Genomic DNA, 10,930 nt, shown 5'->3' on the forward strand with positions numbered 1-10,930 from the left:
ATGTTCCCCATTTCTCGTCTTACCACGTTTCTCATTGTTGCCGTTCTGTGCCTTTCGGCCAACGCCGAGCCGATGTCACTCGATCGTATTGTGGCGGTCGTCAATAAATCGGTGATCACCGAGAATGAACTTAGCACGCGTGTTCAGACCGTAGTACAGAACTTTGCTCGCCAGAAGGTTTCCCCTCCGGCCGACGATGTATTGCGCCGCCAAGTGCTTGATCGGATGGTGAATGAGCGTGTTCAGGCCGACTTTGCGGCGGATACTGGTTTGCGGGTGGATGACCGGCAACTGGACCAGACCGTTGAGCGTATTGCCGAGCAGAACAAACTGAGTCTGCCCCAGTTCCGCCAGGCTTTGGAGAAGGAAGGTACGAGCTTCAAGACTTTCCGTGAGCAGATTCGCCAGGACTTGTTGCTGCAACGCCTGCGCGAACGTGAAGTGGATAGCCGAGTGTTCGTCACTGATGTTGAGGTGGACCAATATCTGACGGCCAACAAGGATGCTGCTCATGCCGAACAGGAATACAAGCTGAGTCATATCCTGGTTGCCATTCCCGAAGGGGCGGCTCCTGATGTTGTTGCGCAACGTGGCCAGCGTGCTGAAACTGCATTGCGTGCATTAACAAGCGGCAAACCTTTTGCTGAGGTCGCCGCAGGTTTCTCGGATGCTGGTGATGCGCTACAAGGGGGAGACCTGGGGTGGCGTTCGGCCGGCCGGTTGCCGCCGCTGTTCCTGGAAGCGGTCAACCCACTGGAAGCGGGTCAACACACCAGTATCTTGCGTAGCCCGGCTGGTTTTCACATTATCCAGCTAAATGAAAAGCGCCAGCGTGATGGCAAAGAGGTGGTCCGCCAGACGCACGCACGCCATCTGCTAGTCAAAGTAAACGAGCTGACTTCGGATACCGATGCCAAACAACGGATCAGCGAAATTCGTGATCGTTTGGTCAACGGACTCGACTTTGCTGAGCAAGCTAAGTTGCATTCCGAAGATGGTTCCGCCTCAAAAGGAGGGGACCTAGACTGGATTTCCCCTGGTGATACGGTGCCTGACTTCGAGCAGGCAATGAATGCCTTGAATCCAGGTGATATTTCGCAGCCTGTGCGTACCCAATTTGGTTGGCACCTTATTCAAGTGATCGAGCGCCGAGACCAGGATGTAACCCTTGACCGGGAAAAGGTGCGGGTGCGTACCGAGCTGCGCGAACGTAAGGCCGACGAACAATTTGAAGATTGGTCCCGCCAGATGCGTGATCAGGCATTTGTTGAATTGCGTCTGGACGAGAAATAACCAGCCATCCCCGCCGAGAACCTGTTTACGACGGATATTGCTACGCAGCCGTGATCAGGGTTATGTGTTGCTCTGTACCCTGCTGACAACCGCTCACGACAGATCGTAAACAGGTTCTAAGGCGGGGATGTTTGTTTTCAGCTCGGAATTTTGGGATAACGCAATGTCATCCATCCCCACGATTGCCATAACCTGTGGCGAGCCCGCAGGTATCGGTCCTGAACTTGCCGCAGCATTGAACCCGAACGGTTTTAATGCGCGGTTGGTATTGCTGGGTGATCGCGATTTGCTGAAAGAGCGTGTAGGGTTGTCCTTATCAGCAGCGCGTCTGCGTGATTACGACCCGACGACTAAATGCCAACCAGGCTGCATTGAAGTCCTGCATATCCCGTTGGTGGTGCCGTGTATGGCTGGCCAGCTGGATGTGCGCAATGCCAATCATGTCCTGGCCTTGCTGGATCGCGCAGTTGCCGGGTGTCAGTCCGGAGAGTTCGATGCCATGGTGACCGCCCCGCTGCATAAAGGGGTGATCTGCGACGCGGGGCATACGCACTTTACCGGCCACACTGAATACTTGGCAGAGCAGACCAATACGTCACAGGTGGTGATGATGCTGGCTGGGCAGTGCGATATCGTGGCTCCTGGCTATGCGCTGCGTGTTGCGCTGGCTACCACCCATCTACCGCTTCGTGAGGTGGCAGATACGATCAATGTCGAGTCGCTGATGCAAACCCTGCGTATTCTGCATGCGGATTTGGTCAGCAAATTTGGCTTGCCTCAACCACGTATTCTTGTTGCGGGCTTGAACCCGCACGCGGGAGAGGGCGGGCATCTTGGTCGTGAGGAGTTGGATGTGATCATTCCGGTTTTGGAACAGCTGCGTGGCGAAGGCATGCAGTTGGTTGGGCCTTTGCCTGCGGATACATTGTTCAACCCCCCTATTCTGAAGCAAGCCGACGCGGTGCTGGCGATGTATCACGACCAAGGCCTGCCTGTGCTTAAGCACGCTACTTTTGGCCAGGGTATCAATATCACCTTGGGTTTGCCGTTGATCCGTACATCGGTTGACCATGGTACTGCGCTGGATTTGGCAGGCACAGGCAAGGCCGATGGCGGCTCGCTGACAGCTGCGGTAGCCTTGGCCATTGCATTGGCGCAGTCATGTTGATGTAGCTTTGGCGGTTGGCAGGATGGCCCTACAATGTCGGCCATGAAACCGCATATCCCCCGTAAACGTTTTGGCCAGAACTTCCTGCAGGACCAAGGTGTCATCCGTGACATCATCAGCTGTATTAACCCGCAATCTAACGACGCCATGGTCGAGATCGGCCCTGGGCTGGCTGCGCTTACCCAACCGTTATTGGATAAGCTCAATACGCTGCATGCCGTTGAGATCGACCGCGATATCGTGGCTAACCTCACTGGCCGTTTCTCTGCCGATAAGCTGGTTATTCACAATTTTGACGCATTGAAGTTTGATTTCCGTGCGCTGGCTGATCAAATCGCGCCTAGTGGCCAGATTCGTCTGGTTGGCAATCTTCCCTATAACATCTCGACCCCATTGTTATTCCATCTGGCTGAATTTGCATCGCAAATCAATGATTGCCATTTCATGCTGCAAAACGAAGTGGTGCTGCGGATGGTGGCTGAGCCCAGCAATGCAGACTACGGCCGTCTGAGTGTGATGCTGCAGTACCATTTCCATATGGAAAAACTGCTAGATGTGCCGCCGGATGCTTTTTTCCCTCCGCCCAAGGTGGATTCCGCCATTGTGCGTATGATCCCCCGACCATTTGAACTGCAGGCCACAGATCTGGCGGCGTTGGAAAAACTGGTGGCTCAGGCATTCTCGCAACGCCGTAAGACTCTGCGTAACAATCTCAAAGGTGTTGTCGCTGATGCGAACTTCGAAGCCTTGGGTATCGACTCGGGAATCCGGCCGGAGAACCTGCCCGTATTGGACTACGTACGCCTAACAAACCACATACAAGCAAATGTTGGTATATAACTACAGTAGAATCTGAGAAAATACGGATGATCTAGGTGTTTTCCCTGCTATTTGTCAATTTGTTAGGGAATTCCCGCTTGTAGCTCGGTTTTGCATGGCTACACTTTGCCGATACGACAGGAACCTTCAGTGTCTATTATCCGATTTAACGCAGTCAACAAATGGTTCAAGGACTTACATGTCCTTAAGAATGTAGATCTCTCGGTAAAAGAAGGTGAGGTCGTAGTAATTTGCGGGCCTTCCGGGTCTGGTAAGTCCACCCTTATCCGCACAGTGAATCAGCTTGAAACTATTGGTTCTGGCGAGATCTGGGTTAACGGCCACAATGTGACCGACCCAAAAACGAACATTAATGAAGTTCGTGCGGATGTCGGCTTTGTCTTTCAGCATTTCAACCTTTATCCGCATCTGACAGTGCTCGATAACATCACACTGGCGCCGATTCAGGTTCGTAAGCAGCCGCAGGCCGAGGCTGTCGCCCTCGCAGAGGAGCTGCTCGGAAAGGTTGGGCTTGCCAATAAGCGCGATGCTTTCCCCAATCAGCTATCGGGCGGCCAGCAGCAGCGTGTGGCGATTGCCCGTGGCTTGGCCATGCGGCCCAAGGTTATGTTGTTTGATGAGCCAACCTCGGCGCTGGACCCTGAAATGATTGGTGAAGTGTTGAAGGTAATGAAGGACTTGGCGCACACGGGCATTACGATGATGTGCGTTACCCATGAGATGGGTTTTGCCCGTGAAGTGGCGGACAGGGTGGTATTTCTCGATCAGGGTGAGGTCGTAGAAATGGCTACGCCGACAGAATTTTTCAGCGCGCCTAAATCTGAGCGCGCCAAACAGTTTCTGCAGCAGGTTTTAACGCCAATGCATTGATCGTGGCTATAGTCATGACAGACGGGCCACGATACTGTCGAATATCTAAAGAAGGAGATACTGAGCAATGCGCAAAATCCTGATCCTGTCGGCCGCTCTGGCTGCTGCTTTTGTCGGTACCGCCAAGGCCGAAGAGTTGACCGGCACGCTTCAAAAGGTCAACGAAAGCGGCATCATCACTGTTGGTCACCGTGAATCTTCAATTCCATTCTCCTATCTGGATGACAAGCAAAAGCCGGTTGGCTACGCCATGGACCTGTGCAACCAGGTGGTTGCTGCGGTAAAGAAGAAGCTGAATAAGCCTTCCTTGGTCGTGAAGCTGGTCCCGGTTACCTCACAGACCCGTACCGCTTTGATGGTGAACGGCACAATCGATCTGGAGTGCGGCTCTACAACTAATTCGAAGGAACGTCAAAAGCAGGTTGCCTTCAGTGACTCTTACTTTGTCACCTCTGTACGCATGTTGGTTCGCGCTGATTCCGGTATCAAGAGTCTGGATGATTTGAGCGGCAAGCCTGTAGTGACGACCACTGGCACTACTTCCGATCGTTACATCAAGCAAAATGAGCAAGGCCACTCCATCGACGTGAAGAACGTTTACGCCAAGGACCATGCCGAGAGCTTCCTGATGGTGGAAACGGGTCGTGCCGCGGCTTTCGTGATGGATGATGTGTTGTTGGCCAGCCTGATTGCCAATAACAAGAATCCGAAGGATTTCACTATCGTCGGCCCGGCACTATCGGTGGAGCCTTACGGCATTATGATGCGTAAGGACGACCCACAGTTTAAGAAGGTGGCGGATGAGACCTTGGTGGGTCTTTATAAGTCAGGTGAGATCAACAAAATCTACGATAAATGGTTCATGAAGCCGATTCCACCCAAGAACATCACCATCAATCTGCCGATGAGTGAGAAGCTGAAGGAAGCGATCAAGAACCCGAATGATGTCGGGATCTGACTGCTGAAGCAGAAGTAGATGGTACTTTGACAACCGCTGTCATCTGGTTGTGACAAGCGCTTCGCAAAGTGCCCGGAGGGGGCTGAAAGGCCCCCTTTTGTATAGATTTTGCGGCTGGTAATGCCGGCGCAGAAATCCTGGGGAGTTTTCCATGGGTCATTACCAATGGAACTGGGCCATTATTCTTGAGCAAGTGGCCGGTACGGAAGAATATTACTATCAGTGGTTGCTCACCGGCCTTGGCTGGACGGTAGCCACTGCCTTGAGCGCTTGGGTGCTGGCCCTTGTGCTTGGTTCATTGGTAGGTACCTTGCGTACCGCGCCAAACAAGTTGTTGGCAGGTGCTGCCACCGCCTACGTCGAGCTCTTCCGCAATATCCCACTGATTGTGCAGCTCTTCTTGTGGTTCTATGTGTTGCCCGAGATGTTGCCAAAGAGTGCCGGTTTTTGGATGAAGCAGGATATGCCGATGCCGGAATTCATTACGGCTGCGGTTGGCCTTGGTTTGTTTACGAGCGCACGTGTGGCGGAGCAGGTACGTACCGGCATCATGGCTCTGTCGAGCGGGCAGAGGAATGCCGGGCTGGCACTGGGTTTTACATTACCGCAGGTCTATCGCTACGTCATCCTGCCCATGGCCTTCCGTATCGTGATCCCGCCTATGACCTCTGAATTCATGAACGTGTTCAAGAATTCCGCCGTGGCATTGGCGATTGGCGTTACTGAACTGACTTTCCAGATGCGTCAGATCACAGGCGAGTACGCCCCTGGTAATCCGATCGAGGTGATGACTATCGTCAGCCTTATCTATCTGATACTTGCTTTCTCGGTTAACCGCCTGATGGCCTTTATTGAGCGCCGCACACAAGTACCCGGCTTTATCAGCGGAGGTGGCAAATAATGGAGTTCGATTTCGCCGCCGTACGCAATTCGGCTGATTTTCTCTGGCAAGGTTTTCAGTATTCGCTTTCCCTCACGGCATTTGCCACTTGCTTTGGCATTCTGTTCGGCACTTTGCTGGCCATGGCGCGGTTATCCAGCATCAAGCCGTTGAATCTGGCGGCTTCCGCTTATGTAAACCTGTTCCGCTCTGTACCGCTGCTGTTGGTAATCTTCTGGTTTTACATCCTTGTACCGTTGATGACAGGCGTGCAGGTGGGGGCTGAAAAGTCGGCTTATCTGACGTTTGCCATTTTCGAAGCGGCCTACTTCTGTGAAATCATTCGAGCCGGTATTCAGTCTATTTCCAAGGGACAGGTATCGGCCGGTTATGCCATGGGTTTCACGTATGCCCAGAATATGCGGTATGTGATCCTGCCGCAGGCTTTCCGCAATGTTGTTCCGCTGCTGCTTACCCAGACCATCATCCTGTTTCAGGATACGTCGCTGGTTTATGTGGTGGGCGCGACCGATCTTTTGGGTGCCGCAAGCAAGGTAGCCAACCGCGACAATATTCCTGTCGAGATGTACGTTTCTGTTGCCGTCATCTACTTCGTTATCAGCTTAACGTTGTCGCGTCTGGTCAAGCGTCTGCACGCCAAGATTGCCGTGATCCGCTAAGGTTTTGAGGACCTACTCCATGATTTCCATCAAGAATGTTTCTAAATGGTACGGCAACTTCCAAGTGCTGACCGATTGCAGCACCGACGTGAAAAAGGGCGAGGTCGTGGTGGTTTGCGGCCCTTCCGGTTCGGGTAAGTCCACGTTGATTAAAACCGTCAATGCGCTGGAGCCATTCCAAAAGGGTGACATCATCGTCGACGGTATTTCGATTGCAGACCCTAAGACTGACCTGCCCAAGCTACGTTCGCGAGTTGGCATGGTGTTTCAGCACTTCGAGCTGTTTCCGCATCTCACGATTACCGATAACTTGGCGATTGCCCAGCAGAAGGTATTGGGTCGTACTCGCGAAGAGGCGATGGACAAGGGCGCCAAACTTTTAGACCGTGTCGGTCTGAAAGCCCATGCCGCCAAGTTTCCCGGTCAGCTTTCCGGTGGTCAGCAGCAGCGCGTAGCCATTGCCCGTGCGCTGGCGATGGACCCAATTGTGATGTTGTTCGATGAGCCTACGTCCGCGCTTGACCCGGAAATGGTCAATGAGGTGCTGGATGTCATGGTGCAGTTGGCTCATGAAGGCATGACCATGATGTGCGTTACCCATGAGATGGGTTTTGCCCGCAAGGTCGCCAGCCGGGTCATCTTCATGGACAAAGGCAAGATCGAGGAAGATTGCCTGAAGGAAGAGTTCTTCGGCAGCCCTCGGGGCGAGCGGGCGCAGCAGTTCCTATCGAAGATTCTGCAGCACTGAGCCAAATGTTATGCAAGGAAAAAGCCCGGCAATCCCGGGCTTTTTCTTTTTGAGCATGGATTGCGGACTAATCACGAAAATTAGGTGCCTGCTTGGTAATCTGCGCCATTGCAGCGGCTTCTAGATCCTTGGACACCAGCATGGCGGCATTCCAGGTAGCTACGTAGCGCAAGCCCTCTTCCACCGAATGGTCTCGCGCATAGTTGAGGTTGTCCTTGATGCCCCGTACGGTGAGCGGTGGCTTGGCGGCAATCGTATCTGCAATGGACATGACTTCCATCAGCAGTGAGTCGCGATCGCTCAGGCATTGGGCAGTCAGGCCATAACGTGTCGCGTCTTTGCCGGAAATTTCCCTTGCGGTAAATGCCAGCTCGCGCGTGCGACCATCACCGATGATCTTGGGTAGCCGCTGCAACACGCCGACATCGGCAACGATACCCAAGTCGACTTCCTTCAAGCAGAAATGTGCATCGGTTGTGCAGTAGCGCAGGTCGCAGGCTGCAATCAGATCCAATCCCCCGCCGATGCATGCGCCATGGATAGCTGCAATGACGGGTTTACGGCAGCGCTCAATCGCTGTAAGACTATCCTGCAGACCCATGATGAGTCGACGTAGCTTCTCTGCCTGCCGCCCCTGGCATTCGTCCTGCACCTGATTTTGCACTGCCATCAGCATCGTGAAGTCGATGCCTGCGCAGAAGTTTGCGCCGTTGCCGCTGATGATGGCGACCCGCGCAGGGGACTCCTCATCCAGCCAGTGCATCACTTCCTTGAGTTCGCGCCACATGGCTTCATTGATCGCATTGGCGCGATCCGGCCGATTCAGAATGATCTGGGCGACGTGATTTTCAAGCGTGATGTTGAGCGTGGTATAGCGTGGCAGAGACATAGACATATCCAATAAGGAAGTGCTGCGCTTGGAAACAGTTCATCAGCTCGCAGCGCAGCTGTAATCGCGGTGCCTACACCGCGTAGTCCTCAAGTGCATTTTGCTTCCTGCACTTCATAAGATCGTGAACAGACTTTTACGACAAATAATGCGCAGGTAAATAACCTACATGCCATTTCAGTTACGCTTCTTAGGAATCCAGGCCCAGACCATTTCACACTGAATCGGTTCATTGCCCGACTCATCCGTCACTGTCACCGGCACAGTGACATCACCTTTTTCCAGTGTGCGCACGTTTTGGATTTGCTCAGATGTCAGCGCAGCAATTGCTTTCAGATCACCCTGAGCGCGTTTTTTATACTCCACCTTCATACTTTTTAGCAAAGGCAGCTTATCGTCGGGAAGATTCATTCCCACCGCGAAGCCTGTTGCTGTTTCAGCCAGCAGTGCCATAGCAGCAGCATGCACACCCTTGATATGGTTCTGGTTCTTGCTGACATTCTTTATATGGCAGATAACCTTCTCAGTACTGATGGTCTCGAAATCCACACCGGCTGTACCGGCAAACTTCACATAACTGCCAAGCGCCTTGGAGCGCGCCCAGCGACGGATAGGGCCTGGTACTTTCTCGAATTTGTCGACGATACGGCTAAAGGCGTTGCTGAATTTTTCCATGCTGTCTTCCAGATTGTCCGGCAATGGGGCCGGAATCGTTATTTGGTTACTGCAAAATCAGGTGGCTTAGCGCGCACCTAAATCGAGCCTAAGCTGCTTCTTGATCGCATCGAGCCAACTGGGGTCAAAGCGCGCAACTTGTAGACCACCTTGCAGGGTGGCCAATAGCAGGGCGGCTTTGTCTTCGCAGCTGCCGGCAAAGCGAAAGTGTCCACTGCTTACCCCTTCATGCAATACGCTAGCGCACCATGCGTAAAGTTCGTGCATGAAGCCACGTGCTTCTTCCCGTACCGGATCGGGCAATGTTGCCCATTCGGCAGCCAGCATGCCGGTGGGACAAAGTCGTTCGCTATCGGCGTAATTTACCGTCAAAAGATCGACATACGCTTCAAGTTTGTCCCACGGGTCATGGCAAGTTGCGGCGTGGTGTTCTACCGATCTCTGGAAACGGCGGCGGAAGCGGGCAACCAGCGCCACTCCAAGGGCTGTCTTGCTGGGATAGTGGTAATGGATAGCCGCATTCTTCAAGCCCATGGGGCCAGCCAGATGCTGGTAGCTGAAACCATTGAAACCGCGTTCCAACCATAGGACTTCGGCCAGGTCGAGTATACGTTTGGCGGTATCGTTCATACGGCTCTCACTGTAACCAAGCAAGTGCTTGAATGGCAATGGTTGTGTTTGAGTCGACGGGCAATTTGAGCCGGCAAGTGAGGACGTAGGGCGCTTGTGACCGGGTATGATGCCTTTGAACCGATTTTCTTAGAGCCTGTTCAACGTCTGCTGTGCGTCAGCAATACGGCGTTGAAAACACCCTCGGAATGCTCATTTACCACGCGTAAACTCCGCTTCCTCGGCTGTTTCCGCCTTGTCTTGCTTTAGCGCGCGAAACTTTGAACAGGCTCTTAGAATCTGCTTACGATCTTGCTGCGCAGTAAGATCGTGATCCGGTTCTTAGCTTATAGTAGCTCGATACCTGGCAGACTTGCTGCACAGGTCGCTTTAACGGTATCTACGAAATCTTCTACATAAGCGAGCCCGGCTCGGCCTTTGGGGACGGCGGCATAAAGCTCACCATACAGGTGCTGATTTGTGATCGGGAGTGCAGTTACATATCGCCGTTCGAGATAAGGTGCTACAGCCCAGGCTGGTAGTGCGGCAACACCACGCCGGCTGGCGACAAGTTGCAGAATCGCCACGGTCAGTTCGCTGCTGCGCCGTTTGGGAGTGATGCCTGCGGGCCTTAGCACCTGACGCATGATGTCCAGCATATCGTCAGGAATCGGATAGCTGATCAGGGTTTCATTGGCAAAGTCAGCGGCATCGAGCTGACTCTTCCCGGCCAAGGCATGGTCATTGGCAAGCAGCCCAACGATTTCATAACGGAACAACGGGAAGTAATGCATCGGCTCGTCGGCATCTTTCTCCGACACGATCGCCACATCGGCTTCGTCTTGGTGGATCAGGCCCACCGGATCAGCATGAAAGCCGGAGACGATGTCGAGTTCTACTTCCGGCCAGCGGGGCCGGAATTCATCCATGGCCGGCATCAGCCAATCGAAACAGGTATGGCATTCAACCGCTACGCGCAAATTGCCGGCGGCTCCGTCGCGTATGCGGGCAATGTCGCGGCAAGTATCGGCAACGGCCGGCAGCACACTTTGCGCCAAAGCATGCAGGCGTTGCCCTGCCGGGCTGAGTTTGAGTGGCTGCGACTTACGCTCGAACAGACTCAGACCGAAATGATCTTCCAATTGCTTGAGCTGATGCGATAGCGCCGACTGGGTGAGGTTAAGCCGCTCTGCCGCACGCGCCACACCACCGGCGTCGAACAAGGCTGCAATCGTACGTAGGTGGCGTAGTTCAAGTTGGTGGTTCATGAGCAATATCGATGAAGAACTGGAAAAAGATGCGTTTGAATCATAAACATCC

12 protein-coding genes are annotated in these 10,930 nt (G+C 53.4%); 8 read left to right on the top strand and 4 right to left on the bottom strand.

Annotated elements, in window-relative coordinates; translation table 11 throughout:
• The 8 genes from ACUHMQ_RS00305 (at window position 1) to ACUHMQ_RS00340 (ending at window position 7,437) form a co-directional block, all read left to right on the top strand.
• Window positions 1-1,293 (top strand): peptidylprolyl isomerase, encoded by a 1,293-nt coding sequence (locus ACUHMQ_RS00305; protein WP_445293437.1) that lies wholly within the window; start codon window positions 1-3, stop codon window positions 1,291-1,293.
• Window positions 1,294-1,456: 163 nt separating this feature from the next.
• Entirely contained in the window at window positions 1,457-2,461 is a 1,005-nt protein-coding gene (gene pdxA / locus ACUHMQ_RS00310; protein WP_445293438.1) for a 4-hydroxythreonine-4-phosphate dehydrogenase PdxA, read from the top strand.
• Between the two features lie 42 nt (window positions 2,462-2,503).
• Window positions 2,504-3,301 carry a 16S rRNA (adenine(1518)-N(6)/adenine(1519)-N(6))-dimethyltransferase RsmA gene (rsmA, locus tag ACUHMQ_RS00315; protein WP_445293580.1) on the top strand — a complete coding sequence of 266 codons (798 nt, stop codon included), beginning with the start codon at window positions 2,504-2,506 and terminating at the stop codon, window positions 3,299-3,301.
• Window positions 3,302-3,436: 135 nt separating this feature from the next.
• A complete protein-coding gene (locus ACUHMQ_RS00320; RefSeq protein WP_445293581.1) occupies window positions 3,437-4,171 on the top strand; it encodes an amino acid ABC transporter ATP-binding protein in 735 nt (244 codons plus the stop codon).
• 67 nt (window positions 4,172-4,238) lie between these two features.
• Entirely contained in the window at window positions 4,239-5,129 is an 891-nt protein-coding gene (locus tag ACUHMQ_RS00325; protein WP_445293439.1) for a transporter substrate-binding domain-containing protein, read from the top strand.
• 151 nt (window positions 5,130-5,280) lie between these two features.
• A complete protein-coding gene (locus ACUHMQ_RS00330) occupies window positions 5,281-6,030 on the top strand; it encodes an amino acid ABC transporter permease (RefSeq protein ID WP_445293440.1) in 750 nt (249 codons plus the stop codon).
• Complete coding sequence (locus ACUHMQ_RS00335; protein ID WP_445293441.1) at window positions 6,030-6,689, top strand: amino acid ABC transporter permease; 660 nt, start codon at window positions 6,030-6,032, stop codon at window positions 6,687-6,689. The genes ACUHMQ_RS00330 and ACUHMQ_RS00335 overlap by 1 nt, the downstream gene beginning before the upstream one ends.
• 19 nt (window positions 6,690-6,708) lie before the next feature.
• Window positions 6,709-7,437, top strand: coding sequence for an amino acid ABC transporter ATP-binding protein (locus tag ACUHMQ_RS00340; protein ID WP_445293442.1), 729 nt, complete (start codon window positions 6,709-6,711; stop codon window positions 7,435-7,437).
• Window positions 7,438-7,504: 67 nt separating this feature from the next.
• Here the strand turns inward: ACUHMQ_RS00340 and ACUHMQ_RS00345 are convergent, their stop codons facing one another.
• The 4 genes from ACUHMQ_RS00345 to ACUHMQ_RS00360 all read right to left on the bottom strand — a co-directional run bounded on the left by ACUHMQ_RS00345 (window position 7,505) and on the right by ACUHMQ_RS00360 (window position 10,878).
• Entirely contained in the window at window positions 7,505-8,326 is an 822-nt protein-coding gene (locus tag ACUHMQ_RS00345; RefSeq protein ID WP_445293443.1) for a crotonase/enoyl-CoA hydratase family protein, read from the bottom strand.
• A 177-nt stretch (window positions 8,327-8,503) separates the two neighbouring features.
• Window positions 8,504-9,001 (bottom strand): DUF4442 domain-containing protein, encoded by a 498-nt coding sequence (locus ACUHMQ_RS00350; RefSeq protein WP_445293444.1) that lies wholly within the window; start codon window positions 8,999-9,001, stop codon window positions 8,504-8,506.
• Window positions 9,002-9,067: 66 nt separating this feature from the next.
• Window positions 9,068-9,631 (bottom strand): TetR/AcrR family transcriptional regulator, encoded by a 564-nt coding sequence (locus tag ACUHMQ_RS00355; protein ID WP_445293445.1) that lies wholly within the window; start codon window positions 9,629-9,631, stop codon window positions 9,068-9,070.
• A 326-nt stretch (window positions 9,632-9,957) separates the two neighbouring features.
• On the bottom strand, window positions 9,958-10,878 hold the full coding sequence (locus ACUHMQ_RS00360) for a LysR family transcriptional regulator (protein WP_445293446.1): 921 nt from the start codon (window positions 10,876-10,878) through the stop codon (window positions 9,958-9,960).
• Window positions 10,879-10,930 lie beyond the last annotated feature (52 nt).

The sequence above is a fragment of the Chitinimonas violaceus genome, from assembly GCF_052601015.1.

Bases quoted from the DNA above. Each gene is read 5' to 3' on its own strand.
- ACUHMQ_RS00305 (WP_445293437.1), top strand. From the start codon at position 1: ATGTTCCCCATTTCTCGTCTTACCACGTTTCTCATTGTTGCCGTTCTG.
- pdxA (WP_445293438.1), top strand. From the start codon at position 1,457: ATGTCATCCATCCCCACGATTGCCATAACCTGTGGCGAGCCCGCAGGT.
- rsmA (WP_445293580.1), top strand. From the start codon at position 2,504: ATGAAACCGCATATCCCCCGTAAACGTTTTGGCCAGAACTTCCTGCAG.
- ACUHMQ_RS00325 (WP_445293439.1), top strand. From the start codon at position 4,239: ATGCGCAAAATCCTGATCCTGTCGGCCGCTCTGGCTGCTGCTTTTGTC.
- ACUHMQ_RS00330 (WP_445293440.1), top strand. From the start codon at position 5,281: ATGGGTCATTACCAATGGAACTGGGCCATTATTCTTGAGCAAGTGGCC.
- ACUHMQ_RS00335 (WP_445293441.1), top strand. From the start codon at position 6,030: ATGGAGTTCGATTTCGCCGCCGTACGCAATTCGGCTGATTTTCTCTGG.
- ACUHMQ_RS00340 (WP_445293442.1), top strand. From the start codon at position 6,709: ATGATTTCCATCAAGAATGTTTCTAAATGGTACGGCAACTTCCAAGTG.
- ACUHMQ_RS00345 (WP_445293443.1), bottom strand. From the start codon at position 8,326: ATGTCTCTGCCACGCTATACCACGCTCAACATCACGCTTGAAAATCAC.
- ACUHMQ_RS00350 (WP_445293444.1), bottom strand. From the start codon at position 9,001: ATGGAAAAATTCAGCAACGCCTTTAGCCGTATCGTCGACAAATTCGAG.
- ACUHMQ_RS00355 (WP_445293445.1), bottom strand. From the start codon at position 9,631: ATGAACGATACCGCCAAACGTATACTCGACCTGGCCGAAGTCCTATGG.
- ACUHMQ_RS00360 (WP_445293446.1), bottom strand. From the start codon at position 10,878: ATGAACCACCAACTTGAACTACGCCACCTACGTACGATTGCAGCCTTG.